Source organism: Prosthecobacter sp., assembly GCF_029946185.1.
Classification (GTDB): domain Bacteria; phylum Verrucomicrobiota; class Verrucomicrobiia; order Verrucomicrobiales; family Verrucomicrobiaceae; genus Prosthecobacter.
This window is the reverse complement of the sequence record NZ_JAQSEA010000279.1, coordinates 1-26802: the sequence shown is the minus strand read 5'-3', so window position 1 is coordinate 26802 and position 26802 is coordinate 1. Positions and strand designations below refer to the sequence as shown.

At 61.7% G+C, this 26802-nt stretch carries 23 protein-coding genes; 9 read left to right on the top strand and 14 right to left on the bottom strand.

Annotation, left to right across the window (positions count from 1 at the left end; genetic code table 11):
- Positions 1-27: 27 nt before the first annotated feature.
- The gene (locus PSV43_RS22715) at positions 28-4218 is read right to left on the bottom strand and encodes a PVC-type heme-binding CxxCH protein (RefSeq protein WP_300203182.1); all 4191 of its coding nucleotides are present in this window, start codon (positions 4216-4218) and stop codon (positions 28-30) included.
- A 117-nt stretch (positions 4219-4335) separates the two neighbouring features.
- On the opposite strand from PSV43_RS22715, the gene PSV43_RS22710 reads away from it, so the two are divergent.
- Positions 4336-4593, top strand: coding sequence for a CopG family transcriptional regulator (locus tag PSV43_RS22710; RefSeq protein ID WP_300203179.1), 258 nt, complete (start codon positions 4336-4338; stop codon positions 4591-4593).
- On the top strand, positions 4590-5060 hold the full coding sequence (locus PSV43_RS22705; RefSeq protein ID WP_300203176.1) for a PIN domain-containing protein: 471 nt from the start codon (positions 4590-4592) through the stop codon (positions 5058-5060). Before PSV43_RS22710 ends, PSV43_RS22705 begins: the two co-directional genes overlap by 4 nt.
- 141 nt (positions 5061-5201) lie before the next feature.
- Here the strand turns inward: PSV43_RS22705 and PSV43_RS22700 are convergent, their stop codons facing one another.
- The gene (locus PSV43_RS22700) at positions 5202-5588 is read right to left on the bottom strand and encodes a hypothetical protein (protein ID WP_300203173.1); all 387 of its coding nucleotides are present in this window, start codon (positions 5586-5588) and stop codon (positions 5202-5204) included.
- 353 nt (positions 5589-5941) lie between these two features.
- Between PSV43_RS22700 and PSV43_RS22695 the strand changes: the two genes are divergently transcribed.
- The 3 genes from PSV43_RS22695 to PSV43_RS26160 are packed head-to-tail and all read left to right on the top strand — an operon-like array spanning position 5942 to position 8281.
- Positions 5942-7231 carry a putative DNA modification/repair radical SAM protein gene (locus PSV43_RS22695; protein WP_345784688.1) on the top strand — a complete coding sequence of 430 codons (1290 nt, stop codon included), beginning with the start codon at positions 5942-5944 and terminating at the stop codon, positions 7229-7231.
- Positions 7232-7238: 7 nt separating this feature from the next.
- Entirely contained in the window at positions 7239-8126 is an 888-nt protein-coding gene (locus PSV43_RS22690) for a TIGR03915 family putative DNA repair protein (protein ID WP_300203168.1), read from the top strand.
- A 5-nt stretch (positions 8127-8131) separates the two neighbouring features.
- Complete coding sequence (locus PSV43_RS26160) at positions 8132-8281, top strand: DUF2256 domain-containing protein (protein ID WP_345784687.1); 150 nt, start codon at positions 8132-8134, stop codon at positions 8279-8281.
- 4 nt (positions 8282-8285) lie between these two features.
- Here PSV43_RS26160 and PSV43_RS22685 read toward each other — a convergent pair whose 3' ends face one another.
- The 8 genes from PSV43_RS22685 to PSV43_RS22650 form a co-directional block, all read right to left on the bottom strand.
- Positions 8286-8681: a Fic family protein gene (locus tag PSV43_RS22685; protein WP_300203165.1), complete on the bottom strand. Its 396-nt coding sequence runs from the start codon at positions 8679-8681 to the stop codon at positions 8286-8288.
- Positions 8678-8908 carry a hypothetical protein gene (locus tag PSV43_RS22680; RefSeq protein WP_300203161.1) on the bottom strand — a complete coding sequence of 77 codons (231 nt, stop codon included), beginning with the start codon at positions 8906-8908 and terminating at the stop codon, positions 8678-8680. The genes PSV43_RS22685 and PSV43_RS22680 overlap by 4 nt, the downstream gene beginning before the upstream one ends.
- A gap of 357 nt (positions 8909-9265) precedes the next feature.
- Entirely contained in the window at positions 9266-10783 is a 1518-nt protein-coding gene (locus tag PSV43_RS22675) for a LamG-like jellyroll fold domain-containing protein (RefSeq protein WP_300203158.1), read from the bottom strand.
- Complete coding sequence (locus PSV43_RS22670) at positions 10776-11309, bottom strand: sigma-70 family RNA polymerase sigma factor (protein ID WP_300203156.1); 534 nt, start codon at positions 11307-11309, stop codon at positions 10776-10778. The genes PSV43_RS22675 and PSV43_RS22670 overlap by 8 nt, the downstream gene beginning before the upstream one ends.
- Positions 11310-11365: 56 nt before the next feature.
- Positions 11366-11785 carry a PIN domain-containing protein gene (locus PSV43_RS22665; RefSeq protein ID WP_300203154.1) on the bottom strand — a complete coding sequence of 140 codons (420 nt, stop codon included), beginning with the start codon at positions 11783-11785 and terminating at the stop codon, positions 11366-11368.
- A complete protein-coding gene (locus PSV43_RS22660) occupies positions 11782-12060 on the bottom strand; it encodes a hypothetical protein (RefSeq protein ID WP_300203152.1) in 279 nt (92 codons plus the stop codon). The genes PSV43_RS22665 and PSV43_RS22660 overlap by 4 nt, the downstream gene beginning before the upstream one ends.
- Before the next feature lie 70 nt (positions 12061-12130).
- Complete coding sequence (gene dhaL, locus PSV43_RS22655; protein ID WP_300203150.1) at positions 12131-12757, bottom strand: dihydroxyacetone kinase subunit DhaL; 627 nt, start codon at positions 12755-12757, stop codon at positions 12131-12133.
- A 72-nt stretch (positions 12758-12829) separates the two neighbouring features.
- Positions 12830-13798 carry a 3-hydroxy-5-phosphonooxypentane-2,4-dione thiolase gene (locus tag PSV43_RS22650; protein ID WP_300203147.1) on the bottom strand — a complete coding sequence of 323 codons (969 nt, stop codon included), beginning with the start codon at positions 13796-13798 and terminating at the stop codon, positions 12830-12832.
- A 61-nt stretch (positions 13799-13859) separates the two neighbouring features.
- On the opposite strand from PSV43_RS22650, the gene PSV43_RS22645 reads away from it, so the two are divergent.
- A complete protein-coding gene (locus tag PSV43_RS22645; RefSeq protein WP_300203144.1) occupies positions 13860-14726 on the top strand; it encodes an AraC family transcriptional regulator in 867 nt (288 codons plus the stop codon).
- 392 nt (positions 14727-15118) lie between these two features.
- Here PSV43_RS22645 and PSV43_RS22640 read toward each other — a convergent pair whose 3' ends face one another.
- From PSV43_RS22640 to PSV43_RS22630, 3 genes are all read right to left on the bottom strand, one after another.
- Entirely contained in the window at positions 15119-15856 is a 738-nt protein-coding gene (locus tag PSV43_RS22640; protein WP_300203141.1) for a carbonic anhydrase family protein, read from the bottom strand.
- A 131-nt stretch (positions 15857-15987) separates the two neighbouring features.
- Positions 15988-18477, bottom strand: a complete 2490-nt coding sequence (locus PSV43_RS22635; RefSeq protein WP_300203138.1) for a DUF2309 domain-containing protein — start codon at positions 18475-18477, stop codon at positions 15988-15990.
- Between the two features lie 25 nt (positions 18478-18502).
- A complete protein-coding gene (locus PSV43_RS22630; RefSeq protein ID WP_300203135.1) occupies positions 18503-20077 on the bottom strand; it encodes an NADH-quinone oxidoreductase subunit L in 1575 nt (524 codons plus the stop codon).
- Between the two features lie 108 nt (positions 20078-20185).
- On the opposite strand from PSV43_RS22630, the gene PSV43_RS22625 reads away from it, so the two are divergent.
- From PSV43_RS22625 to PSV43_RS22615, 3 genes are all read left to right on the top strand, one after another.
- On the top strand, positions 20186-21070 hold the full coding sequence (locus tag PSV43_RS22625) for a LysR family transcriptional regulator (RefSeq protein ID WP_300203132.1): 885 nt from the start codon (positions 20186-20188) through the stop codon (positions 21068-21070).
- Between the two features lie 908 nt (positions 21071-21978).
- Positions 21979-23388: a DUF1501 domain-containing protein gene (locus PSV43_RS22620; protein ID WP_300203129.1), complete on the top strand. Its 1410-nt coding sequence runs from the start codon at positions 21979-21981 to the stop codon at positions 23386-23388.
- A gap of 402 nt (positions 23389-23790) precedes the next feature.
- A complete protein-coding gene (locus tag PSV43_RS22615; protein WP_300203126.1) occupies positions 23791-25155 on the top strand; it encodes a DUF1501 domain-containing protein in 1365 nt (454 codons plus the stop codon).
- Positions 25156-25381: 226 nt separating this feature from the next.
- Here the strand turns inward: PSV43_RS22615 and PSV43_RS22610 are convergent.
- Positions 25382-26802, bottom strand: a 1421-nt coding sequence (locus tag PSV43_RS22610; RefSeq protein WP_300203123.1) for an efflux transporter outer membrane subunit, incomplete at its 5' end; no start/stop codon positions are given.

The window sequence follows — 26802 nt, the reverse complement described above, 5'->3', positions numbered from 1 at the left end:
GCGACCTGCCGCCCACCTCGCGAGCCCCTACTTCATCGGATGCAGCTTCAAAAGCTCGTCGGTGGTGAAGAGCATCATGCGGCCGGGGTTGGCGTCGCGGACGGCTTTGACTTCGGCGGCGGTGATGGGGTCGGCTTTGTTGCCGAAGTGGTTGCGGACGAAGGTGAGGACGCTGGCGATTTCTTCGTCCTTGAGCATGCCGCCGAAGGGGGTCATGGGGACCTGGCCGTTGTATTCTTTGTCGCCGACTTTGAGGGGGCCCATGAGACCGTACATGGCGATCTTGATGAGGCGGTCGCGGTCGGTGGTGACCCAGGGGCTGTTGACGATGCTAGGGAAGGCGGGGTCAATGCCGGCGCCGTTGGGCTGATGGCAGGTGACGCAGTGGCCTTCGCGGAAATAGACTTCCTGACCGAGCTTGAACTGCTTTTTCGCGGCAGCGCTGAGATGCGCAGGCGCTGGCACGACGGGATGCTCGGGCTTCACGATTTCGGCAATGCCGGCGAGGCGGTCTGCGGCGGTTTTTGCGGCGGCTTTGCTCCAGTCATCCAGTGGGAGCTTGGAGGCGATGGCGACGATGTTTTTCGCGGCAGGAATGTTCGGCAGCCAGGAGGCGGCGACGATGGCTTCCAGACGCACGCGGCCGTGCTCATCTGCGGCGGCTTTTTCGAGCAGGTCGATGCTGTCGGCGATGCGATGGGTGTTGTAGCGCAGCACTCGCACGGCGGCGGCGCGGGCGTGGAAGTCGCTGGATGCGAGCATCTCGCGCAGCAGGCCTTCATCGGCCTGATTCAGACCCCAGGTGACCCAGAGGGCTTCGAGTCTCGCGTGTGCATCCTTCTGCTCTGCGGCCCAGGTTTTGATGGCGGGCAGCACTTCCTTGGCGTCGCGGCCATTGAGTTCGCGGCGGGCGCGGTAGCGGGTGCGGAGTTCGGGTTCCTTGAGGTCTTCGAAAAGAGTGGCAAGCGGCGCTCCGGCCACAGGCACAGGCTTCACCAGCGGACGACCCGCGTAGGTGATGCGGTAAATGCGGCCGTGCACGTGGTCGCGCAGGGGATCACGTGCGTTGTGCTGCATGTGGCCGATGAGGACGTTGTGCCAGTCGATGACATAGAGCGAGCCATCAGGGGCGAATTCGAGATCGACCGGGCGGAAGTTGCCGTCCGTGCTGACGAGCAGGTCGTGGCGGTGCGAGGTTTTCCAACCCGTGCCGTCGTCTTCAATTTTGACCTGCTTGATGCCGAGGAAGCCGATGGCGTTGCAGTAAATGAGATCGCCCTGCACTTCGTCGGGGAAATTGCGGGAGGAGACGACCTCCAGGCCGCTGGTGGGGCGCACCTTGTGGTCTTTCGGCACGAGGTCCGCCGCAGACGGGGTCTTGCTGCCAAAGGTGGGCTTCACCTCGACGGGGAGCGCCCAGTTCATGGTGGTGCCGGAGGTGTGGAGGAGGAAATCCTGGCCCCACTGGTCAAAGGCGAAGCCCCAAGGATTGGGGATGCTCATCTGGATGGTGCGCTCCAGCATGCCGCGCTGAGGGCTGTAGCGGTAGAAGCCGCCATCGACGCAGCGCACGGGGCCGTAAGGCGTCTCGATGTTGGAGTGGAGGAATACGCCCTCGCACATCATGAAGGCACCGCTCGGATCAGCCGTGTAGGCGCTGATGGCGTGGTGGGTGTCGTGTGTGTCGAAGCCGCCGAGGATGATCTCCATGCTGTCCGCCTTGTCGTCGCCATTGGTATCGCGGATGAGCATCAGGTTTGGCTCCTGGCTCACATAGACACCCTCTGGGGAGAATTCGAAGCCAATGGGCAGGTGCAGCTTGTCCGCGAAGACGGTTTCCTTGTCCGCCTTGCCATCGCCATTCGTGTCTTCGTAGATGAGGATCTTGTCATCCGGCATCGGATCGCCGGGCTTGTAGTGCGGGTAGGTGGGCATCGTGGCGACCCAGAGACGGCCCTTGTTGTCGAAGGACATTTGCATCGGGTTGGCGAGATTTGGGAACTCCTTCTCTGAGGCAAACAACTCCACCTTGTAGCCTTCGGGCACCTTGAGGGACTTCAGCGCTTCCTCGCCATACAGATACTTCTCGCTGCCGTTTTTGACGCTGGGGACGTAGTTCGTTGGCACGGGTGGGAGCACATGCGTCTTGCTGTCATCGACTTTCAGGTCGGTGGTTTTGCCATTGGCAACCGCGTGGATGAGGACATCACGCAGCGCGGTCATTTCGCGCGTCTTCTGCACTTCATCCGGGTAGTTCTGCGGGCCATACGGATTGTAGCGGCGGCCGTGGGCGTGGACACCATTGAGGATGTTGTAGTCGTTGTTCCAGAACCAGTCCTTCTCCTTCACCGCTTCATGCACCAGCTTGGGGTTAGCCTTGGACTCGTAACTCGCGTGGCCATACAGGCCGGTGGCGAGCATCTTGGCCACTTCCACATAACCTTTGTCCGTCGGGATGAAGCCGCCCGTGGTGAAGAATTCGCCGCCCTTGGCTTCAAGCGCCTGCGTGGGGGTGAAGAGATCGATGTAGGTGAGGCCGTGTTTTTTGGCGACTTTCTCGATGGCGCTCGCATACAGCAGCAGGTTTGAGTTTTCGACGTCGCCTTTGGGCAGATCGCGTTTTGCGCTTTGGTTTTCGTAGGCGATGGGGCTCGCCAGCACGACGCGTGGAGCGGCCTTGCCGTTGTAGGCTTTGCTCAGGGTGTGAACGACCCAGGCATCGAGTTCGGCTTCGAAATTGCCGACCTTGCTGGGGCCGTCGAAGGATTCGTTGTAGCCGAAGAAGCCGACGACCGTGTCCGCCTGCAGATGCGTGAGCCACTGGTCCGGCGTGGCGTAGAAGCCCTGGCCGTTGTGGATGGGCTTGTCAGGATGAAACTTTTCCGCACCGGGGAAGGCCCACTGCGATGCACGTGAGGGATGCGGGCGGAAGCCGGGGGTGTCGCCCACATGTCCAATATTGCGGAAGAAGAGATCGCGGTCCGGGTAGCGGAGCTGCAGCTCGGTCTCGATGCGGCTGTACCAGGTGTCACGTTCGGCCAGGCCATTGCCCACGAGCACGATGCGCTCTCCTTTGCTCGGGGGTGCGACGGCTTGTGGGCGGGCGGAGGTGGCTGCGGTGGGTTCCACACTCGGCTCATGCGGGGGCTTGACTTCTTCCGTCTTTTTCGCATCCGCCTTTTTGCCTTCCACCTTCTTGGATTTGTCCTCTGGAAGGCCCATGGACGGGCTGCTGCCGGTGCCGAAGTCGCCGGGCTTCAGATTGCGCTGCTTGAAGTAGCCCGAGTCCTTGATGAAGCCGAAGGCGGTCGGTTTGAAGGGGTCGATGAAGGCGACATCCGCCTTGGCCGCCACGGGCAGCTTCAGCAGGGAGTAAACCGCATTGACGATGAGACGGCGGAGGTTTTCGTCCTTGTAGTCCAGTGACGCACCCATCGTGGTGCAGAAGGAGCGGCCTTTGGTGCTGCCGTCGGGGGCGGTGTACTCGTGCAGCCAGGCGATGGGCTGCATGGGTTCATTCTTCGCACCTGCCACGTTCTTGGATTTGGGATCGAGTGTCTCGGTGACGGCCCCGCGCAGCAGGATCGTTTCGTTTTCGGGCTTCACATTCGGTGCGCCATAGACATCCGTGGTGCAGAAGATCTCACCGACACCGCGCAGGATTTCATTCTGGCTGTTGGCTGGCACTACGACGCTGCGGGTGCCTTCCTTTTTGTGCGCGCCGTGGTGGCTGACCCACTTCTCCCCGAGGATCTTCAGGCCGAATTCGCTCCACTTGAAGTCACCGGTCTTCGCGCCGCCAGTGAAGGCATGCGTGGCGGTGCGGAAGCCGATCACCGGCTTGCCGGCGTTCAAGAACTTGGCGAAGTGTGCCAGGCTCGCGTCGGGGAGCTGGCGGAAGCGGGTGCCAATGATGAGCATGTCGGCGTCATCCAGCATTTCGGTGCCACGGATGTTCTTCTGGTTGTTAGGGTCGATGAAGCCCGCCTTTTCGTCCGTGGAGAAGAGCACAATGCAGTTGAAGCCGTGCTTCTTGGCCAGGATCTTCGCCAGCATGGGCATGCTTTCCTCCGTGTGGTATTCCTCGTCACCGGCCACGAGGACGATCCTTTTGCCGCCTCCAGCTCCACCTGGATTGGCCGCGATTTCGAGGTAGTCCTGCGCGTGCGCGGATGCGACCGAGCCAAGCAGGGCGAGAGTAAAAAGAAGATGCTTCATGGTTGGGAAAAACTGGCGGGGGAATGTTTATACCGCATGGCGCGTTAAAACCGGACAATAAAAATGCACGAAATGACTGAGATTGATCGTCGGTGCATGTGATGTAAGATTGACAGCATGACACGCACCCAGATACAGCTTCCAGACGAACTTTACCAGCGGGCCAAGTCTTTCGCCGCCAAGCGCGAGATCTCCTTGGCGGAAATGACACGCCGGGGGTTGGAACTCTTTCTTGCCCGGTTCCCTGAAGAGACGCCGCGCAAACGTGCCTGGAAGCTGCCGAAGGTGCATAGCGGAGGCACGCAGGTTCCACTTGAGGATCTGCACAACATAGCCACCAAGGATGAGGAAATGCGCAGCCTCGGCGGGAGATGATCTCCATCGACACCAATATCCTCTTCGCGGCTCTGGACGTGGATCACGCCTTTCATTGCCAGGCGTCTGATTTTATCGACTCAATGGCAGAACGCAGCGAAGTCATCATCAGCGAGTTGGTGCTGGTGGAGCTCTACATTTTGCTTCGGAATCCTGTGGTCATGAGTGAACCACTCACTGCCAGCGCTGCTGTGGAGGTTTGCGAATCCTTCCGTCAGCATCCCCAGTGGCAAGTCATCGGCTTCCCTCCCGACAGCCGTTTCTTTCACGACACCTTCTGGCCGCGCCTGCGCACCCCAAACTTTGCCCGCCGCCGTGCCTTTGACTGGCGTGTTGCACTTAGCCTGCTTCAACAGGGTGTCACCGAATTTGCCACGGTAAATGAGAAGGATTTTCAGGGATTCGGGTTCAAACGCGTGTGGAATCCACTTGCCCTGCCCCCCGGCAAGCCTCAGGAGGCCGTCTAACTCTCGAGACTGGCTGCATGCAACAGGCCACAGAGCTAGCGGGCCACCACATCGCGGCTCAGGAAGCCGGCGGAGGTTGCCGGCATGGGAATGAGTGGAACAAATGCCCATGCGTCGAGTGTCCGCTCAGCACGGGGCGGCTTAGTTGGCCCCGTGGGTGCGGCGCCAGCCTTCCTGGAAGGCATTGCCATAATCTTCGGAGCCGGCGCCAATGACTATACCGTCCGCTCCGAAGCGCACGACGTGCTCTTCGACCTTGGCCCAGGTACCATAGACCGGCACATGACGTTTCCAGTTCTGCTGTGCCCAGCGCCAGAGTTCGCCATTGGCGGTGGGTTTCTTTTCTTCAGGCTCTCCCCATGCCTCGATGACCTGAGCTTTGGTCATTCCAGGCTTGATCGTTCCATCACCGGAAGAAGATCCCAGCGGCGCCGCAGCGCTTCCGTCGTTGCTGGCAGGGGCCACGCACTGGCTAAGGCTGAGCGTGAGGGCGGCGAGTGATAGGAGAGGGATGAATTTGAAGGTCATAAGCCGCCCTTTTTATCCAGAGCGGCTTCAGTCGTCAAGCATGAGTGCAAGGAGCGGTGGGATGTGCACTGCCGCGTTTCCACTGCTTCATTCAGCAGCCTACCCCTGCCAGCGAGGGTTGGTGCCGCCGTGGGGTGGTCAAACGTGAAGGCTTGAGAAGCCATGTTTGTTATTGAAACTGTTCTAAAGAACAGTCACCATTGAGGCATGTCTGTTCCACTCGTTCCTACAACGCCCATTTCTTTTGGCGACCTCATGCATGACAGCGTGACTTACCTCCGGAGTCGCCCGGAGTGGGGACGTTTCGTTTCTCAAAATGGAGCGACAGGAACGGGAGGGCGGCAGACCTCATGATGGACATCACCCGAAAACTCGAAATTCTGGCTGATGCGGCGAAGTATGATGCTTCGTGTGCGAGCAGCGGCGCAGCGCGGAAAGATTCGCGGGGCAGCAACGGCGTGGGGTCCACGGGTGGGGCGGGGATCTGCCATTCCTACACGCCGGACGGGCGCTGTGTCTCGCTGCTAAAGGTGCTCATGACGAATGCCTGCCTGTATGACTGCCACTACTGCATCAACCGCCGGTCCAGCAATGTGACGCGGGCCCGCTTCACGCCGGACGAGGTGGTGCAGCTGACACTGGATTTCTACAAACGGAACTACATCGAGGGCTTATTCCTGAGCAGCGGGATCATTCGCAGCGCAGACCACACCATGGAGCTGGTGATCGAGGTCGCCCGGAAACTGCGGGAGGTGCACCAGTTCCGGGGCTACATTCACTTGAAGACAATCCCCGAGGCCTCCCAGGCGCTTATCGCCCTGGCCGGGCGTTATGCGGACCGCATCAGCATCAATGTGGAACTGCCCAGCCAGCAAAGTCTCAACACACTGGCCCCGGAGAAGAACCTGGCGCGGACGGAGTCAGCCATGGGGCATATCCGGGGCAAGATCGACGAGCGGTATGCCGAGAAACGCAAGCCGGATGCCCCCAAGCCGCCGCCTTTTGCCACGGGCCAGAGCACGCAGATGCTAGTGGGGGCCGATGCCTCGACAGATGCGGTGATCCTAGGCTGTGCGGACAAGCTCTACACCGCCCACCGCCTGCGTCGGGTGTACTATTCGGCCTTCAGCCCGATCCCGGAACCGTCTGCCATTTTGCCGCTGAAAGCCCCGCCGCTGATCCGTGAGCACCGGCTGTATCAGGCGGACTGGCTGCTGCGGTTCTATGATTTCAAGGTGGAGGAGATTGCTTCGGCGAACGCTCCCAACCTCGACTTGGCACTGGATCCCAAGCTCTCTTGGGCGCTGCGAAATCGGGCCACCTTTCCCGTCGATGTGAACAAAGCCCCACGGGAGCTGCTGCTGCGCATTCCCGGGCTCGGCGTGCGCAACGTGGAGCGCATTGTGAGGGCACGGCGTTACACCGGCCTGCGGCTGGCGGATCTGATCCGGCTGCGGCTGCAGATGAAGAAGCTGCTGCCATTCATCACCGCAGTGGATCATCATCCGGCCAAGCTGGGACTGGACAGCGACTCGCTGCGGGCGCGGTTTTTGCCGCCCCCGGAGCAGCTGGAAATCAACTTTGACGCACCGCCGACACCTGCCATGAGCGACTTCCTCTCGGTGAGATCCGGGGAGCTCTGAACCGGCCATGCGCACCATCGTCATCGAGCCTGAGTATGAAGCGTGGAGAGCCGCGGCGCGCCGCTTGCTGGCGCAGGGCATGGCCCCTGAGGAGGTGCTGTGGACAGATGATCCGCAGGAAGCATCTTTGTTTGTCCGGGAAACGCCTGCCGCAGCTGTGCAGGAGGCCGATGCCATCAAAGTGCCGGCGGCTTTCATGGATCTGGCACGGAGCGTGGCGACGCATACGGATGCGCGGCGCTGGGGCATGCTCTACCGCGTGCTATGGCGGCTTACGCGCGGGGCGGAGCGGCACCTGCTGTCCATGGCCACGGACCCCGATGTGCGGCAGCTCCAGGACTGGAGCAAGGCCATAGGGCGGGACATCCACAAAATGCATGCTTTCGTGCGCTTCCGGCTGGTGGGTGTGGACACCACCACGGGGCGCGAGCAGTTCGTGGCGTGGTTTGAGCCGGAGCACCGCATTGTGAGGCTGGCGACACCGTTTTTTGAGAAGCGCTTCGCTGGCATGGACTGGTCCATCCTGACGCCGTATGAGTGCGCGCACTGGGATGGCAACCGCCTGCATTTCACCGCAGGTGTGTCCCGCAGCAGCGCCCCAGATGAAGACGCGCTGGATGACCTGTGGCGCACCTATTACCGGAACATCTTCAATCCTGCCCGGGTCAAGATCAGCGCCATGCAGTCGGAGATGCCGAAGAAGTACTGGAAGAATCTGCCCGAGGCCTCGCTGATTGCCGGCCTCATCGCCGAGAGCACAGGGCGTGTGCAAGGCATGCTGGAAACTGAGGAACGCGCCGCCAAACCCGCGCCTAACAATACCTATTTGAAATCGCTTCACGCCATGAATCAGACGGAAGCCGCTGCCCAAAACCACGAATCAGACCCGGCATGAGAGGCGTGAAAAAGCAGGATCTTCCGTCCAAGCCCTGTCTCGTCTGCGGGCGGCCCTTCACCTGGCGCAAGAAATGGGCGAAAGTGTGGGATGAAGTGAAGTTTTGCAGCGAGCGCTGCCGACGAAGCAAGGGGAACGTACCCGAGGCGAGGTAGCGGTCTAAGAGACCAAGTGGCGCAGCTTTTGGGTCACCTCATCACGGTTCAGGATGCCAGCAGTGGTTTCGAGGGTGAGGTTTTCCCAGTCATCTGCATCAAGGTCATCGCTTTTTAGGAGGCCGTTTTCACTCAGAAAGACCAGGCAGGTGGCCAGGGCGGCGGGCTTGTTGGCGTCGAGGAAAGCGTCGTTGCGGCAGAGGTAGAATAAATAGGCTGCTGCGATTTCGATGGGGTCAGAGATCACCGGGGTTCCAAGAAGCGCGGCCTGGGGAGCGGCTAGGGCGGATTCCAGCAGATCGCGGGAACGCAGAGCGGGACTGCCACCATGAGCAGCCAGCACCTCGGCATGGATCGCGAGGACTGCATCAACCGGCGGATGTAGGAGCCGCTGGCTCATGACAGGCGGCGGAAGAGTTCGCTGTTCTTTTGAAGCAGGCGTTTGACCGTTTCGGCGGCTTTGGCGGCCTCGATGACGGGCGGTGCCATGGGCGTGATGGTGATTGTGCCGCCCGCATGGACTTCGACGTTCACCTCATCTCCCACCTTCAGGCGGGCAAGCTGGAGCAAGGCTGAGTCGAAGATGAGCCCCTGAGAGTTTCCGATCTTGCTGATGGTTTTGAGCATGGGTTAAACTATGTATTACGTTGGGGTTGTCAATGATCTGGACTGGTCTGCAAGACATAGGGTGATTTTTCTATATTGTGTTCAACGTGAGTTATATAGCACTTGGTGTCACCGGCGTAACCGGTTGTTTAGAGGGGCATTGCGTGAGCGTTGGGTGGACGGGCGGGCTGTCGCCACACCCATCCTACGAATGGCGTGCTGGACGCCGTTTCAGAAACTTGAGGCTAGCCCTAACGGCGCAAACATTCGACTTGGAGGGTGAGGCTGCGAATGGATGTAAAACCAAGTTTTACAGGTATGATCGACAAAGCCTTTTGATTCTGCGAAAGCCTTGTGCTGCTTGCGGAGCAAGATGAGCTACTTCGCAAGCGTCGAGATTTCCGCATCGCTTAAGGCACGGTCCCAGAGGGCGAACTCGTCCATGGCACCGCTGAGGTGGCGGATGGCGACACCACCTGTGGGGCGGTCGTTCCAGTTGCCGAGTTCGGCGATGCCGATCTTGAGCGGCTCGGTGCTTTTCAGAGCGGAACGTGTCAGCAGCTCGCCGTTGGCGTAGTGGCGGACTTCCTTGGTGACGGGGTCAAACACCACGGCCAAATGGGTCCAGCGGCCAAAGCGTTCTGGGGTGAAAAGGACGGGGGTGTCATGGTCCGCGTGAGAGGCACCTGCGCCGCCGGCGACGCCCAGGCGCACCCTGCCATCACGCGTGATCTGCCAGTGGACTTTGCGGTCGCCCCAGCGTTCGGACATGAAGAGGGAGTTGAAGGAGCGATCCAGCCCGTTGACGCGCACCCAGACGGCCAGGGTCAGCGACTTGGTTTCGCCGGGAATGTTCAGGCGCACGCGGTCGCTGACGTTGCGGAATTCGAGGGCGCGCTTGCCGGGCCAGCGGCCGGTGGTCCAGGAGGCACCGACGATGCTGCCATCGGCGATTTGGCTGCCGTTCACGGCGTGATTGCGCAGTGAGCGCGAGCCTTCGTCGTCCTGGAAGTCAAAACGCAGGCGCAGTCCGGGATCGGCGTTCACCTTGGCGCTGGAGGCGAGCCATTTCTCAAACTGGAAGCGCTGGGACATGGCGCTGCGGGCGTCGATCTCGTTGAGCGAGGCGAAGCTGGAGGCGTTTGCGGCGAGCATGGCGGTGTTGCCAGCGATGGCCATGGCCTGACCTTCTTTGAGGGACTTCATGGTCAGGGCGGGCTGATGCAGCTCGACCTCGCCTTTGAACACATGCACCTCCTCATTCGCGGCGCTGACGTCGAGGCCGAACTCGGTGCCGAGATCGACGATGGTGCCTTTGGGGGTGTTGATGCGGAAGCCTTTGGCCTGCGGGGGGACTTGGGCGCTGAGTTTGCCGCGCGTGCAGGTGGCTTCGCCGGAGGAGACGAGCTGGAGTTCGGCGGGGCCTTCGATCAAGACGCGGGCACCTTGGTAAAACTCGATCTGGGCGATGCCGGACTTCAATTTCAGCCAGCCCGGCGAGAGAGGTGTGCCGGGGGTGATGGCTGCGGATTCCCACTCCAGATTCACGCCGCGTGTCAGCACGGCGACGGAGGCGGTGGTCTCTTCGGCTTCGGGCCGCAGTTGCAGCACCTCGTTAAGCACCCAGGCACCCAGCAAGGCGATGCAGGCGGCCATGGCGGCCACGCTGGTGACGGTGGCGAAGGTGAAGCGGCGCTTGGGCAGCAGTGCGGGCCGGATGATGTTGCTGGCGACCAGTGGCTTCGTGGCGTGCAGCATGGCGTCCATGTCGAACTGCTGGAGCAGGCGCTCGCCGATTTCGGGCTGTGCTTTCAGCAGGTCGTGCAGTTGCTCCGCTTCGGCATCGCTGAGGGTGCCTTCGAGGTAATGCTGGATGAGGGTGTCTGAATCAAGCATGGGCGGGGCCTCCTTGGGTCGACGAGCGCTCGATGCACTCGCGCAGTTTTTCGCGCACGCGAGAGAGGGCGCGGCAGACGGTGTCCGCCTTCATGTTGATTTGATCGGCGATCTGCGGTGTACCGATGTCGTTGTAGTAGTAGAGTTCCACCAGTTCGCGGCTTTTCTCCGGGAGCTTTTGCAGGCAGTTGCGCAGCACGCTGATTTCTTCCTCGTAGCGCGGCGGTGCCTCGCGCTCTTCGGCCAGCAGGCGGATGTGGTCGGCGAGCTTTTGCACGACTTCGGGCTGCTGGCGGGTGCGCTCGCGCCACTGCCGCATGGCGATGTGGCGCGTCATGGTCGCAAGGAGTGGTCGCGCATCCGTGCTGAGGTCCCATTGGGATTCCTTCGCCATGAACTCTAAAAACACCTGCTGGGCGATGTCTTCCATCAGCCCCGGCCACGGCGCATACTTCAGCGCCACGCCCCTCACAAAATCGTGATGAGCGAGGAAAACCTGCGCGGCCTGGGTTTCGTGCGTGTTCATGCGTGTGGCATTATCTCACGCGGGGAGGGGAAACCGGACAGGGATTTTTGGCAGCCTCAAGGATTCGCGGCGAGCCAGTCAATTGGAGTGATGCCGTCCGCACGTTGCAGATGTTCGTTGTCCCACGAGACCAATGGACTCTGGCTTTGCCGAGCGACAGTGGCATAGAGCGCGTCGGCACCTCGGAGAAACTGGCTGGTGCCGATGTTCTCCGCCTCATTCAAGAACGCGGTGTCCATGGCTATCTCCGAGGTGACCATTCGGTTCATGAGTGAACGCGTCAATTGCTGCCCCTGCACTCCATCGCGAAGCCGGCGGGCCAGTGCGCAGGCAACTTCGGTGCTTCCAAAGGCCGGTTGTATCACTGCGATTCCAGCCGCGACAATTTTACGCAGAAGATCACGGCTTGGCTGATGGAACTTGTCCGTCGCATCTGCGGCGGCGATCCAGACGCTGCCATCAATCGTCAAGCTCACGATTTTTCGAACCGGTTGCGGTCTTGCATGAGAAGCTCCCGCGCCGAAGGCCCTGCTGGGGCACGAGAAGCCGCCTCGTCCGCTGAGCGGAACCAGTCTTCCAACCAATGCGCATCCACAGGCTGTGCTATTGCCGGAACGAATGCATCTTGGTCATCAACAAGCCAACGCTCATAGAGTTCTACCGTCACCTCAGGCACACGACGTCCGAGCGAAGCGACACGATCGGTCACTTTCTTGTAGAGATCATCTGGGATGTCGATCACGGCAGTCATGGGTCAAATGTTCTTCACCGACGAACCCATGTCAACCTTGCCGGCAGCAGCGTGCTACGGTGCACTGCACTTACCCCACCACATAATCCCGCATCGTGGTGAGCATGATGACGACGGAGCAGGCACCGGCGTCGGGGAATCCGATGCAGGCTTCGCCGAGGGTTTTGGCGCGGCCGAATTGAGCGATCATGGCTTTGCTGGCTTCTTTGCCGGACTCGGCAGCTGCGGCGACGGCGGTGAGGGCTTCGGTGAGTGAGAGGGCGACGGATTCGCGGGCCTTTGTAGCAGCGGGAGCGATGGCGTCGATCATGGTTTTGTCGCCGGGCTTGGCACCGCCGCGTTTCATGACGCCTTCGAGGGCTGCTTCGAGGAGGAGGGCGAGGGCTTCGGCATCGAAGGACGGACGACCGGCGAGGGCTTTGCCACCGGCGCGGTAAACGGTGCCGAAGAGGGCACCGGAGGCACCTCCCATGCTGGTCATCATGGCGGTGCCGGTGGTGACGAAAACCTGCTCCACGCTGGCGGGTTCCATGGGTTCGAGCTGGGCTTTGACGGCTTCCATGCCGCGCTTCATGCCGAGACCGTGGTCGCCATCGCCGAGATCGCGGTCGGCTTGGGAGAGCATGGGTTCAGCGACGATGATGGCATCGGCGACTTGAAGCATCATGAGCCGCACCTGGTTGGAGTTGAGTTGCATGGAAGGAGAGAAAGCGGAGGTGAAGGGAGGAGGGGGATCAGGATGACCCCCTCCTTTAAATGATGTTTGGAACTACTTCTTGCGCAGCTCTTTCTTCTTGAGGTCGTTGTACATTTCGAAGGCCTTGTTGGCGCTTAGGCCACCGTGAACCACGCCTTGGACGGCCTGCATCATCGAGACCGGAGCATCGCTCTGGAAGATGTTGCGGCCCATGTCCACGCCGCTGGCTCCCTGCTTGATGGCGTTGGCGCACATCTTGAGGGCTTCGAGTTCTGGCAGCTTCTTGCCGCCGGCGATCACGATTGGCACCGGGCAGCAGCTCGTGACGGTGTCGAATTCGGTGTCGGTGTAGTAGCACTTCACCACGTTCGCGCCGAGTTCTGCCATGATGCGGGTGGCGAGGCGGAAGTACTGCGGGGTGCGGGCCATCGCACGGCCCACGGCGGTGACGCCCATGACGGCGATGCCGTAGCGGCTGGCGGCATCGACGAGGTCGGTGAGGTTCTTGAGGGACTGGCGCTCGTAGGCGCTGCCGATGAAGACCTGCACGGCGAGAATGGAGGCATTCAGGCGGATGGCTTCTTCGATGTTGAGAGCGGTGCTTTCGTTGGATAGGGGCTCAAAGCCCGGGCGGCCGAACTTGGCTTTCTTGCCGTCGATTTCGCCTTCCCATTCTTCCATGGGGCTGATCATCGAGGTGCCGCCGGAGGCGCGGAGGGCGATGGCCTTCGTCGTTGAAGCAGGGATGACGGAACGCTGGATGCCACGGGTGAGCATGAGGCAGTCTGCGTAGGGGGCGAGGGGGAGGATCGTCTGGTCCACGCGCTCGAGTCCGGTGGTCGGGCCCTGGAAGTAGCCGTGGTCAAAGGCGAGCATGACGGTGCGGCCGTCCTTGGGATTGAAGACCTTGGCGAGGCGGTTTTTGAGGCCCCAGTCGTACTGGTGGCAGCCCTTGAGGAAGAAGCCGGGGGCCTCCTGGGGGGTGTCGGTGAAGAATTCTTTTTCCTTCTTGTCTGCTGCGCTGGTTTGGATGTCGGCCATGGTAAGTATAGTTTTGGTTGAGCCTTAAGCCATAGGCACTCGGTGCTTGCCGTCCATGGACATGCTCGCTAGATTTGTGTCGGATTTCGCAATGGGCATGAAAAAGGACAGCATTCTCAGCCTCGTGCCCGCCGGTTCTCAACATCGCGTGCAGGGGGAGCGCACGGTCGCGCTGCCAGGGGTGACGGTGGACATTCTGACTACGCGCAAGATCGAACTGCAGCAGTGGGAGCTGCGGCGGCTGAACGATCCGTACTGGCGGCTGTACTGGCCGGTGAGTCCGGGAGGGGTGGTGGAAATTGGTGGCGAGAAGACGCAACTGGAGCCGGGCTTCATGTATCTGATTCCGCCACACACGACTTTTAGCACGACGACGAGCCGTCCGTTTAGCAAGTGGTATGCGCATTTCAATCTGGGTCCGCTGGCGGACCGCGCGGCACCGGGGATCCACCGATTCCCGACCAATGCGCTGATGCAGAGTCTGATCCCCGGCCTGATCAAGATGAGCCAGGAGAAGGTGGCGGTGAGGTTTCCGTGGCCCACGATCCAACTTGTGATTGCTGCCGTGGAATGCCTGCCTGAGAGCGTGTGGGAGAAGCAGCACTTGGACGCGCGTGTGCTGCGGGCGATGGAGTTCATGCATCAACATCACGGGCTCAAACTGACTGCGGAGCAGGTGGCGAAGCATGCGGGGCTGAGCCTGCGGAATTTGAACCATCTCTTTCAGCAGGAACTGCAGCAGCCGCCGATGCGCGTGCTGCTGGACTACCGGCTGGATGAAGCCTGCCGCAAGCTGAGGCACACGAAGGAGAGCATTGAGACCATCTCCGAGCAATGCGGGCTGACGAACCGGTACTACTTCAGTCGCATGCTGCGGCAGTACCGGAATACTTCGCCGGCGACGTATCGGGACGAGAGCTGGGGGTGATCAGGGGAGCTGGGGCTTTAATGCCTGTGCTGAATGGCACTCGGTTAAGGGCTGCCATCGTGAATTTTCGATGATCCTGGGCGCAAGCGTGTGGCGGTGTGTTTGTCAGACGCTGCTGGTGGACTGAAGGTGCAGCGGAGCGCTGGATTTGCTTCCCGGTTGCTGGCGTTGAAACCCAGGGTCGCCTCGCTGAGGCTCGGCTGACCCTGGGCTATATTCCGCAGCCCATTCAGGGCTGGTTTGTCGCGGAGCGGCATGGTGAAAAGGGGGCGTTCTTCCACTGGAAAATGTCGCTGGCGGACAGCATGAAATCGACGAAAGGCCGTCTTAACCGAGTGCCATTCATGCCTGTGCTCCGGTGGCGGGGGGGCGAGAGAGCGCTATGCTCCCATTCACTCGATGAACTCCAGCGTGCCGTCGGTGAGGCGGTAGAAGGCGCCGACGATTTTGATCTCGCCCTGGTCTTCCATGTCTTTGAGGATGGGGCTGTGGAGGCGGATGTTGGAGAGTGAGAGGCGGACGTTGTTTTCTGCGACGTATTTGACGTAGAGGGGATTGGCGGAGGTCTTCTCGCCTTGGAAGTCTTCGCTCATGGCCACGGCGGGTTTGATCTTGGCGATGAGGGTGGTGAGATTGCCGAATTTCACGTCGTCGATGGCACCGCGAATGGCACCGCAGTGCTGGTGGCCCATGACGAGGATCATCTTGGCTCCGGCCAGTTTGCAGGCGAACTCCATGCTGCCGAGGAGGTCTTCGTTGACGAGGTTTCCGGCGACGCGGCCGACGAAGACATCGCCGATGCCCTGATCGAAAACGTCTTCCACGGGGACGCGGCTGTCGAGGCAACTGAGGACCATGGCCTTGGGGAACTGGCCGGGGGCGGATTTGCGCACCTGCTCGCGGTGATTGCGGCGTGTGACCCTGCCGGTGCGGAAGCGCTTGTTGCCGTCTTTGAACTGCTGCAGCACGTCATCGGGTGTGAGGAGGGCCTGCTCCTCGGCGGTGGTGACGTGGCTGATGATGGGGGAGTGATCCTGCAGCAGCGTGGAGTCAAAAGCCGAACCCTGGGAGACGAAATCCGGATAATCCTGTGCGGGGGAGTGGGATTTGCTGATTTTTCGTTCGGGCATTGCAGGAAACTAGAATGCCTGCTTCCATTGTCAAACCTGCCTGCGTCTGGACGTTTTGCAGGCATGCGGCCGCGCCCCACTTCACTGGGTGAGCGCGATGGTTTTTCATGCGGCTGACTTGGTGCCCCGGGCTATGCCGCTGCATGGGCCTCCCAGCCGCCACCGGCGATGTAGCGATGGATGGAGCGACCTTCGTCGGTGATGGCGTGGAGGTGAAGCCAGCCGTTGTCCACGAGCTGGCGCACGCTTGTGTGTTTGGCGATGACCGCGTCAATGTCAGGGCACGGGGCCTCGATGAAGACGTTCAGGCGCATGGGCTCGTGCATCCACTTGTTGCCATCGTGGACGCTTTGCAGCGGCAGCCCGGCCTGGAGGTCGCCAGCGTTGCCCTGCTGGATGCCGAAGGTGCCGACGACGTTGTGCGTGACCTTGCTGCCACTGCCCCAGAGGCGGTTGTTCACCGTGCTGGCGTAGTATTGCAGATTGATCCAGTTGGCGACGACCATGGGGGCGATCATGATCAGTTCGAGCGTGGACTTCTGCGTGTCGGCGGCGTGGTTGTAGTTGTGCAGAAAGACACGGCCCTGCAGATCTAGGCTCCGGGTGCGCTCACGGGGTGCGGCGATGAAGGCGGCGTTTCCGGCCAGACCCCACTCCGGCCGGACCTGCGCCCAGTCGAGGCTGCGCTGGATGACGCTGGCGTCGAGCTGCTCTCCGGTGACGCCGCCGAGGCCGAGCGTGGGTGAGCGGAGACTCCGGGTGCCATGGGTGGCCGCATGGAGCCAGACCTGCACCTGCTTGAGGTCGGCCTGATGCGTGGCGGGCACCTGGGGCACACCGAACAGGGTGATGCGGTCGGTGGTGGTGTCGTGCAGGGCGGCCAGGAAGTGGGTGTCTGCCGGGATGTGAATGCCCTGCTCTGCAAGCCCTGCGCGGACGGCGGGCTGATTAAGGATGGCAGCAGCGACGCGGGCATTGGAGTCACCGGCATGACCGCCGCAGGCACCGCAGTCGAGACCGGCGGCGTAGGGGTTGTTCGTGGTGCTGCTGCCGTGGCCGCAGACCATGACGAGTCGTGCGAAGTTGCTGGTGAGCCCCATGTTTTTCAGCGCTGCCAGGGCGATCTGCACCTGGTCGTCCTGCGGGATGCCGGACTCGATGCGGGCTGCATCGGGCGCGTCCTGAGGAGCGTGTGGGTGGTGCTGCAAATTCGGTGTGGCACAGGTGCTGCACGAGTGGCTGTGGGATTTCGTGTCGAGCTGGAAGCTGTCCTTCACGAGTTTCCAGGCGAAGCCGACGCCGGCGGTTTCGACAAAGGAGAAGCAACTGACGGCGGAGGTCTTGAAGGCGTTCCAGGAGTGGTTGAGCCGCCTGCCGAGTTGAAGCTTCCTCAGCGCGGTTTTTTCCTGCACCGGGGTGGCGTGCGGGAGGTGCTCGCGTATGCGGTATTTCGGTGAGAAGAGCACCGGCACCTGCGAAATGCCATGGCGCTGGCCGAAGGGCACATGCTCGATGAACATGCCGAAAAAGCCCGCGAAGCCGAGTGTCTCGATCTCGGGCGCTGTGGCCTCCAGCGCGCGGCGCATGACCTCGGAGCGCACATCGATGCAGAAGATGGCCTGCAAGGCTGGCCGGGCTTTCGCCGTGGCAGAGGGTGTGCGAGCGGCCTCCAGCAGTCTGCCGCAAAGATCGCGCTGGAAGCCGATTTCGAGCGCGGAGTGCCAGAGGAGGAGCTTGGCCGTGGAGGCAGAAGTTTTGGCGTCTGCGGTGCCTTCATTGGCGGTCCAGAGCCGATGCAGATCCGAAGGCGCGATTTTGTCCAGCAAGGCGACTTCGAAGACCAGCCGCACGGTGAGCAGATCGAGCAATGATTCGTCATGCTGGCCGTGCATGGATTTGTCCCGCACCCGATACTGCACGTAGCTGCTCCAGCCGGGCAAGGTCATGAGCAGGCGGTGAAGGTAGTCTTCCGCGCCCTGCTCGCTGAGTTGCAGCTTTTCAAGCAGCGCGGGGATGGCTGCCGCCGCTGTGTCAGGCAAGGCGGCGACCCTGGCGCGAAACCCGGTCAGGCCGAGCAGTTCGGGGGTGGCATCAATGCTGGCGGCCTGCTGCCATGCTGCGTAGAGCGGGAGCTTCTTCCAGGGCATGCGCCAGGCGGACTGGCCTTCGTCAAAGTAGGCCGCGCACCACTTCGACATCTCCTCGGTGATGAGCGTGCGCCAAGGGTCCAGAGCAGAACCGGCGGCGATATCGGCGACCGACCGCACGAGGGTCGGCACTTCCAGCGGGGGACTTTCCACCCAGTCGATGAGCTCGGCGGGGGTGAGCCCAGACCTGGCCCGCGCCACCGCCGTGCTGAGGTCTGCCAGGGTGATGCGCTGGCTGTCATATTGCTGGCGGAAGTAGTCGCTGGACATCAGCATGCTTTCGTGGGTGACGCGCGCCATGAGGTTGCAGACTTCTGCGAAGGGTTTGCCAGCGAGTCCCACAAAGGGATTCACGGCCACGAAGCTATGCAACGGCCACAGGGGTGGCACGCGGAGGCAGGAATTGCGGGCGATGTTCAGCCAGGGTGGAGGAGGTGAGGAGTTCATCATGTTTTGGGTGGGGAGGGTTGTCATGGTCGTGAGGGGGTGGTTTAAAAGGTCAGGCGGAGATTTTACGGGTGAGCCGGCCAAAGAGCGTGCCGAGGTAGAAGCCGTTGCTGGCATGCACGTAGAGTCGTGCGAAGGCTGGCCGCGATGCCCACAGCGGGAGCTGTGACTGAAAGACGAGCACGGCGAGGAAGAGCAGGCCGATGAAGGCCAGCACTGCGTGCTCGAATCCGCTGCGCAGCGGCGCGTATTGCGGCAGCGCCGAGGCCAGCAGGTGCTCGAACCCGCTGTGCAGTGCGAAGCATGCGGCGGTGGCACCGGTGATGATCAGCAGGCCCCAGAACAGCAGGCCCGTCCGCAGTGAACTGCTCCAGAGCGTCCAGAGCAGGTGCGCCAGGGCCATGATGAAGACCGCTACGAGCAGGAGGTGTCCCGGGTCGGAATCGATTCCCAACCCAAACACCGCCGCGATGCCGAAACCGACCGCCAGCGCCGCAACGACTGAACTCAGCACGACGACCGGGTGTGCAGCGGGCCTGCCCGACGGTGTCCAGGCGGACTTGCTGATGTTGACGATGCTGCCACTGCTGAGAAAGGCATGCGCTTTGTAGAGTGAATGCGCGACAAGGTGGAGCATCGCGAGAGCGAAGGCACCCAGTCCGCATTGCAGCATCATGAAGCCCATCTGCGCGACGGTGGACCAGGCCAGCGAGCGCTTGATGCTGGTCTGCGTCATCATGATGACGGAGGCGAAGAGGGCGGTGAAGGCACCGACGAGAGCCAGCGCATTCAGCGCACCCGGCGACTGAGTGAGCAGCGGACTGAGCCGCACCACCAGAAAGCCGCCCGCATTGATGATGCCAGCGTGCATGAGCGCGGAGACAGGCGTGGGCGTTTCCATTGTGTCCGGCAGCCAGGAGTGGAAGGGAAACTGCGCGGACTTCATCAAGGCACCGGCCACCAGCAGGCCGCAGATCCAGGAGATGGCAGGTCCAGTGACACCCTTGGCGGCGGCGAAGATTTCGCGAAACTCGAAGCTGCCAAACTCATGCCACACCAGCGCGAGGGCGACCAGAAGGCAGAGGTCACCCAGCCGGCTGATGAGGAATTTCTTCTTTGCCGCCAGCATGGCACCCGGCCGCTCCGGGTAAAAGGTCAGCAACTTGTGCAGGCTCATGCTCGTCGCCACCCAGGCGATGGCAAACATGAGCAAATTTCCCGACACGACCAGCATGGCGACCGCGAAGATGGTGAGGCAAAGCCAGCTGGAGAAGCGCGCCTGACCAGGATCGCCGTCAAGGTAGTTCACCGAGTAGCGCGTGACCACCATGCCGAGGAAGGTCACCAGAACGAGCATGAGAACCGAGAGCGCGTCCAAGCACAGACCCAGCTTCACCGCACCCAGATCCAACAGGAGTAATTCCACCGGACCGGTGAGGAGCACGGTGAGCGCAGCGAGCACCGCCGCCAGCAAACCGGCCACCGCAGCCTTTGCAGCATTCATCGCCGCCTGCCGCCCCGGTGCCAGTGTGCCATAGATAAAAGCGACGACGACGAGCACCAGCGGGGCGAGCAGTCCGGGGGATGTGATGATCTGCGGAGGAATGAGTGCGAGGACGGGAGACATGGGGGATGCGGATGAGGATTCTTTGCGCGAGCCATTCATCCCGAAAAAGTTCCCTTCTTTCCAATTCATGTTTTGTCATTCATCGTTCGTTTGGGTAAATGTGAGACCATGGCTTTTCTAAACTACCACCACCTGCGCTACTTCCGCGCCATCGCCACGGAGGGCAGTCTCACTCGCGCGGCGCAGCACCTGAAGCTTTCGCAGTCGGCACTCAGCGTGCAGTTGCGGCAGTTGGAGGAGAATCTGGGCCAGCCGCTGTTTGAGCGTAAGCACAAAGCGCTGGTGCTCACTGAGGCGGGGCGCATCGCTCTCGAGTATGCGCACAGCATCTTTCGCAGCGGGGAGGAGCTTACGGACCTCATGCGGAACCGTGCGTCGCGGAGTCGCAGCTTTCTGCGCGTCGGGGCCGTGGCCACGCTCTCACGCAACTTTCAATTCAACTTTCTGCGTCCGCTGGTGTCGCGGGAGGACGTTGAACTCATCATTCATTCCGGCAGTTTGCGCGAACTGCTGGCGCAGTTGCAGGCCCATACGCTCGACGTCGTGCTGTCAAATACGCCCGTGAGACGGGACGCGGAAACCGGCTGGTACAGCCACCTGCTGGATTCGCAGCCTGTGAGTCTTGTGGGTCACAAGCCGCGTGGGCGGAAGGTGTTTCAATTTCCTGAAGACCTCAGGCACACACCCATCGTGCTGCCGAGTCTGGAGAGCAGTGTGCGCGTGGCCTTTGATGTGCTGATGGACCGGGCAGGCGTGCGGCCGATCATCGCGGCAGAGGTGGATGACATGGCGATGCTGCGACTGATGGCACGTGAGACGCACGGGGTGACGCTGGTGCCGCCAGTGGTGGTGAAGGATGAGCTGGAGAGCGGGGAGCTGGTGGAGCGGCACAAGTTTCCGCAGATCAAGGAGAGCTTCTATGCGATCACGCCGAGCCGGCGGTTTCCGAATCTGATTTTGCGGGAGCTGATGAAGCCGAAGGCAGGGCGGTAGGTGCGGTGGGAGCGGGGTAAAGACGAGTTAGCCAATTCTACGGAGTCATCTTGTTATCATCCTTTTAATCCTGTCAAAGACAGCCATCGCATGACCCTGTTGGTAGGTGGTTTGGTGGCCGTTTTTGACAGGATTAACAAGATGCCAGAATTATGCAGGATTTTTTATTCTGAAGGGCTGCAATGCTTCGGATGTGTTTTGGGTGGTTTTAAACCCGCTTCGTCGAGTGCAGGGTTATCTTTTCATAATCCTGGAATTCTGAAATTTTGTTAATCCTGTCAAAGACAGTCATCGCATGCCCCTGTTGGTGGGTGGTTGGGTGGCCGTTTTTGACAGGATTAACAAGATGCCAGAATTATGCAGGATTTTTTATTCTGAAGGGCTGCAATGCTTCGGATGTGTTTTGGGTGGTTTTAAACCCGCTTCGTCGAGTGCAGGGTTATCTTTTCATAATCCTGAAATCCTGAAATTTTGTTAATCCTGTCAAAGACAGTCATCGCATGACCACTGAGGCAACGAATCTGGAAGTTCGTTTTACGGTTGGCTTTTACCACCCGCCGCCCATGGCTTTCACGAGGCGGACGGTGGCGATGAAGCGCTGCGCAGTCACCTGATTGGCCTGGCGTTCGGTTTGCAGGCGGGGGGCGCGGTTCATGCCTGGCATCGTATCTGATGGTATCTTCTATTATAGACTCGCCACGTCCGGTGCCGGTATGCCCCGGCGCCCCGCAAACGCCCTTTTCCGGCGGCAAGGCTGCCCGAAGCGGGCGGTTTCCCTCATCTTGGGTCTTTCATGCCGGGGATGAGAAATCCCGGCGCGTGGCACCGTACCTATCCCGCCCTGGGCTCTGCACGGGGCATGCTGCCTGCGGCGGCATTCCATTTGTCCCTACCAGCCCCTGTTGTTTATGAATATCCTCCCGACCTCGCGCCGCCGGTTTCTTCAAGCCGGTGGCCTCGGCGCTCTGAACCTCGCCATCCCGGGACTCGTCGTCGGCAAGGACAAGCTGGACGCCTCAGGCAGGGCGGTGGCTTCCAAGAAGCGCTGCATCTTTCTGCTGCTGTGCGGCGGGCCGAGCCAGCTCGATACCTGGGATCTGAAGCCGGACGCACCGTCGGAGATTCGCGGCCCCTACAAACCCATCCGCACCAAGGTCCCGGGCATGCACTTGAGCGAGCTGCACCCCATGCTGGCCAAGGTGACCGATCAGTTCTGCCTCATCCGCTCAATGACGCACACGGGGCCGATCAACAACCACTTCGACGCGATGCACAACCTGCTCAGCGGGCAGTTGATCGAGCGCGTGAAGCAGGGCGAGCCCGACGGACTCCCCTACCTCGGCTCCGTGGTGGCCAGCCATCTGCCGAGTGAGCACAACCTCGTCTCCAATGCCTGGCTCATCAAATGCGTGGGGCCGCCGGTCTTCTGCGCGCCAAACATCGGCTCCGGCGGCTATCTGGGCTCTGCGCACGCGCCGGTGTTCATCGGCTCCGAGACCAACCATCCCGCCATGCCGAATTTCAAGCCGCCGGAGATCTATGACATGGGCGATCCCGAGCGCTTGTGGGAACGGCGCAAGCTGCTCGCCGATCTGGAATCCCAGCTCCTCGCGGACAATCCGCAGGGCAAGGACTGGAACGAACTGCGCGAGAAAGCCTACGACTCCATGACCCGCCCGGAAGGCCGGCAGGCGTTTGATTTGAAGAGCGAGCCGCTGGCCGTGCGCGAACGCTACGGCATGCACCCGCTCGGCCAGAATCTCCTGCTCGCCCGGCGCATGGTCGAGGCAGGCGTGCGCTTCATCACCGTCAATGGCTGGGTCGGTGCCGCGTCGGACGAAAAAGGCGGCGGCCCACCGAGTTCGAGCTGGGACATGCACGGCGGCAATATGGGCATGGGCAACGCCTTCGGCGGTGGCTCCTACGGCATGAACTTCTGCCTGCCACGCCTCGATCAGGCGCTCTCCGCGCTGCTCACTGATCTGAAGCAGCGCGGGCTGCTGGAGGACACGCTGGTCGTTGCCGTCGGCGAATTCGGGCGCACGCCCATCATCCTCACGCAGGGGCCTCCCGGACGCCAGCACTGGCCCAAGTGCTTCTCCGCCATCGTGGCCGGCTGCGGCATTCGCGGCGGCGCGGTTTACGGCGAGTCTGACAAAACCGCCTCCGCTCCCGTGAGCGATCCCGTCACTGTGCAGGATCTCCACGCCACCGTGCTCCATGCCCTGGGCGTGCCGTTAAACGATCTCACCATGAACACCGGCCTCTCCCGCCCTCCCTTCTCCACCGGCAAGCCGGTCATGGGCCTGTTTGGATAGAGTATTTCATAATAGGATACAGCCTGCCTGGCTCATGGCAGTGAGGCTCGCGTCATAGTGTGACGCACTCAAAGGGGAGGATCAGCCTTCCCTCATCACGCTGGTCAAGCCTGTCATGGGATCCCGGCAGGGAGCAGAGAGATGAGCCGGTTGTGAAGCGGTACCGCGCAGCGAGAACCACCGGACCATGAACATGAATGCCCCATTCAGGGCCGCATGCCGGAGGAATGCGAGATGCGTTCATCCACCCAGTGCACGCGGGGTGCTCTCGCACGGTTCTCACTTTTCCAGCAGCATCTCCCCTGAGAAAGAGAGTTCTTGGCCACGGCGTATCCTTCCGCGCTCCAAACGACCCCGCCAGGATGGACAACGCAAGTGCGTCGCAAGCAACCCTCACACCTCATGCTCAAAATCCTCGCCCCATCGGATCACGCCAGCCCGCTCTGTGACGGTGTGTCGCGGCGGAACTTCCTCAAGATCGGCGGGCTCGGCTCCGTGGGTCTCTCCTTGCCCAAGCTGCTCGCGCTTGAGTCCCAGGCAGGCATTCGCAATTCGCACAAGTCGGTCATTCTCATCTACCTCGTCGGCGGGCCGCCGCATCAGGACATGTTTGATCTCAAACCGAATGCGCCCAGGGAGGTCGCGGGCCCGCACAAGCCCATCGGCACCAATGTGCCCGGCATTGAAATCTGCGAGCTCTTCCCACGCATGGCGAAGATGATGGACAAGTTCACCATCATCCGTTCGCTCGTCGGTGCGCAGGCTGGTCACGACGCCGCCCAGTGCTACACCGGCCATGTGCCCACCGGAGTGGCACCGCCGGGCGGATGGCCGCAGTTCGGCAGCGTGGTGAGCAAGGTGCAGGGAGGGCTTGATCCCGCCGTCCCGCCCTTCGTCAGCATGTGCTACGACTGCACCCACGGCCCCTACAACGAGCCCGGCCCCGGCATGCTCGGCTCCGCCAATGCGGCCTTTCGTCACACGGGCCCCAGCCGCGGAGACCTCACCCTGCAAGGCATCACCTATGACCGCCTCTCCGATCGCGCCCGCCTGCTCTCCAGCATCGACCGCTTCCGCCGTGATGTGGATTCCAGCGGTCGCATGGAGGGCATGGATGCCTTCACTCAGCAGGCCATGGGCGTGCTTACCTCATCCAAACTCGCCGATGCGCTGGATCTCTCCAAAGAGGACCCGCGCATCGTCGCACGCTATGGCACCGGCGACACCGTCAAACGCATCGACGGCAACGGTGCGCCGCGCGTGCCGCAGAGCTTCCTCACCGCACGCCGCCTCGTCGAGGCCGGAGCACGCGTCGTCACCGTGAACTACAGCAAGTGGGACTGGCATGGCGGAGCCGGCAATGACATTTTCACCCGCGAACGCGAAGACTTCCCCATCTTTGATCAAGGCATCACCGCCCTCATCGAAGACCTGCACCAGCGCGGGCTCGACAAAGACTGCACAGTGCTCGTCTGGGGAGAATTTGGCCGCACTCCCATCATCAGTCCGCAGGGGGGGCGTGACCACTGGCCGCGCGTGGCCATGGCCCTGCTCGCCGGAGGCGGCATGCCCAATGGCCAGGTCATCGGCTCCACCGATCGCCTCGGCGGCGAAGCCGACAGCCGCCCCGTCACCTTCCCCGAAGTCTTTGCCACGCTCTACCGCAACCTCGGCATCGACGTGAACACCACGACCGTCACAGACAACAAAGGCCGCCCCCACTACCTCGTCGAAAACGGCGCGCAGCCCATCAAGGAGCTCATTTGAAACTTTGAAAAAAAGGGCGTGCACGAATGGCCCCCAATTTCGACAGGAAGAACAAGATGACGGAATTTCAGGATTTTAGCAGGAGAACTCTGCACACGCAGAAGCAGGGTTTTAAACCGTCCAAAACACATCGGTCCCATAGCGGCAGAGCCGCCTTTCAGAAGAAATGATCCTGAAATTCTGAAATGCTGTGAATCCTGCCAAAGCAACCTTCGCCGCTTGAGCCTCACCACCCGCCGCCCATGGCTTTGACTAGTTTCACGGTGGCGATGAATCTTTGGGCGGTGACTTGATTGGCCTGGCGTTCGGTTTGGAGGCGGGTGCGTTCGGCGTCGAGGAATTCAATGTAGCCGGTGGCGCCGCTGTCGTAGCGGGCGCGGGTGAGATCGGCGGCTTGGGAGGCGGCGGCGAGGGCTTCGTTTTGGGCGGCGGATTGCTCGGCGCGGTAGCGGGTCTGGGCGAGGGTGGTCTCGACGTCTTTGAGGGCGGTGAGCACGGCCTGACGATAGGTGGCGATGGCTTCCTCACGGGCTTCGCGTTTGAGGCGCACATTGGCGCGGATGAGGGCGAAGCCGGTGATGGGCAGGCTGAGGCTGGGGCCGAAGGACCAGACGCGGCTGTCTGCGGTGAAGAGATCGCTGGTGTTTTTGCTGAGGTAGCCGCCCTGGGCGGTGAGGCTGATGGCGGGGAAGTAGGCGGCGGTGGCGACGCCGATGTCGGCATTGCGCGCGGCGACGAGGCGCTCGGCTGAGGCGACATCGGGACGGCGCTCGAGGATGCTGGCGGGAAGCCCGGCTGGGATGGTGGGCGGTGAGCCGCGCAGGGGGCGCTCGGTCATGAGGAAGTTGGTGGCGGGCACGCCGCAGAGGAGGGAGAGATTGTCGCAGGCTTCCTGACGCTGGCGTTTGATGTCGGCGAGTTCGGCCTTGGCGGTGGCGACTTCGGTTTTGGAGCGGGCGAGGTCGGTCTCCTGAATGGTGCCGGCGGTGAAGCGCTGCTGGATGATGCCGAGGCTCTTGTCACGCAGGGCGATGGTGCGGCGCAGGGAGGCGAGATCGGCATCCAGCGCACGAAGCTGGAAGTAGGTGGCGGCGACGTCTCCGGTGAGGGTGAGGAGGACGTTGTTGAAATCGGCAGCGCTGGATTCTGACTGAGCGCGGGCGGATTCAAAGGAACGGCGGACCTTGCCCCAGAGATCGATCTCGTAGCTGAGGTCGAGGGCCTGGCTGAAGGTGTTGATCTGCGAGGAGGGGATGTTGACGGGGACGGGCGTGGGCAGATTGGCGGAGGTGCGCTCGCGCTTGTTGCGTGAGTTGAGTTCGAAATTGGGGAACCAGTCGGTGGCGGCGGCGCGGGCATTGGCGCGTGACTGCTGGATGCGGGCGTAGGCGGCGCGGAGGTTTTGATTGTCGGCGATGGCGAGGGCTTCCAGGCGGTCGAGCTCGCTGTCATGGAAGACTTTCCACCAGTCGCCTTTGGGGGCGTCATCGCGCGGGGCGCTGGGCTGCCAACGCCAGGTGGCGGGGGTGATGTCGGTGGTGTCGGGCTTCTTGTAATCGGGCCCGACGGTGCAGGCGCCGAGCCCCAGGAGGAGGACGGGGACGAGGCAGAGGCGGGGGGTGGAGAGGGGCCTGAGGACGGAGGGGG

What these genes read in the sequence shown, in the direction of transcription:
- PSV43_RS22715 (WP_300203182.1), bottom strand. Translation starts at nt 4,218, where the DNA reads ATGAAGCATCTTCTTTTTACTCTCGCCCTGCTTGGCTCGGTCGCATCC.
- PSV43_RS22710 (WP_300203179.1), top strand. Translation starts at nt 4,336, where the DNA reads ATGACACGCACCCAGATACAGCTTCCAGACGAACTTTACCAGCGGGCC.
- PSV43_RS22705 (WP_300203176.1), top strand. Translation starts at nt 4,590, where the DNA reads ATGATCTCCATCGACACCAATATCCTCTTCGCGGCTCTGGACGTGGAT.
- PSV43_RS22700 (WP_300203173.1), bottom strand. Translation starts at nt 5,588, where the DNA reads ATGACCTTCAAATTCATCCCTCTCCTATCACTCGCCGCCCTCACGCTC.
- PSV43_RS22695 (WP_345784688.1), top strand. Translation starts at nt 5,942, where the DNA reads ATGGACATCACCCGAAAACTCGAAATTCTGGCTGATGCGGCGAAGTAT.
- PSV43_RS22690 (WP_300203168.1), top strand. Translation starts at nt 7,239, where the DNA reads ATGCGCACCATCGTCATCGAGCCTGAGTATGAAGCGTGGAGAGCCGCG.
- PSV43_RS22685 (WP_300203165.1), bottom strand. Translation starts at nt 8,681, where the DNA reads ATGAGCCAGCGGCTCCTACATCCGCCGGTTGATGCAGTCCTCGCGATC.
- PSV43_RS22680 (WP_300203161.1), bottom strand. Translation starts at nt 8,908, where the DNA reads ATGCTCAAAACCATCAGCAAGATCGGAAACTCTCAGGGGCTCATCTTC.
- PSV43_RS22675 (WP_300203158.1), bottom strand. Translation starts at nt 10,783, where the DNA reads ATGCTTGATTCAGACACCCTCATCCAGCATTACCTCGAAGGCACCCTC.
- PSV43_RS22670 (WP_300203156.1), bottom strand. Translation starts at nt 11,309, where the DNA reads ATGAACACGCACGAAACCCAGGCCGCGCAGGTTTTCCTCGCTCATCAC.
- PSV43_RS22660 (WP_300203152.1), bottom strand. Translation starts at nt 12,060, where the DNA reads ATGACTGCCGTGATCGACATCCCAGATGATCTCTACAAGAAAGTGACC.
- dhaL (WP_300203150.1), bottom strand. Translation starts at nt 12,757, where the DNA reads ATGCAACTCAACTCCAACCAGGTGCGGCTCATGATGCTTCAAGTCGCC.
- PSV43_RS22650 (WP_300203147.1), bottom strand. Translation starts at nt 13,798, where the DNA reads ATGGCCGACATCCAAACCAGCGCAGCAGACAAGAAGGAAAAAGAATTC.
- PSV43_RS22645 (WP_300203144.1), top strand. Translation starts at nt 13,860, where the DNA reads ATGCTCGCTAGATTTGTGTCGGATTTCGCAATGGGCATGAAAAAGGAC.
- PSV43_RS22640 (WP_300203141.1), bottom strand. Translation starts at nt 15,856, where the DNA reads ATGCCCGAACGAAAAATCAGCAAATCCCACTCCCCCGCACAGGATTAT.
- PSV43_RS22635 (WP_300203138.1), bottom strand. Translation starts at nt 18,477, where the DNA reads ATGACAACCCTCCCCACCCAAAACATGATGAACTCCTCACCTCCTCCA.
- PSV43_RS22630 (WP_300203135.1), bottom strand. Translation starts at nt 20,077, where the DNA reads ATGTCTCCCGTCCTCGCACTCATTCCTCCGCAGATCATCACATCCCCC.
- PSV43_RS22625 (WP_300203132.1), top strand. Translation starts at nt 20,186, where the DNA reads ATGGCTTTTCTAAACTACCACCACCTGCGCTACTTCCGCGCCATCGCC.
- PSV43_RS22620 (WP_300203129.1), top strand. Translation starts at nt 21,979, where the DNA reads ATGAATATCCTCCCGACCTCGCGCCGCCGGTTTCTTCAAGCCGGTGGC.
- PSV43_RS22615 (WP_300203126.1), top strand. Translation starts at nt 23,791, where the DNA reads ATGCTCAAAATCCTCGCCCCATCGGATCACGCCAGCCCGCTCTGTGAC.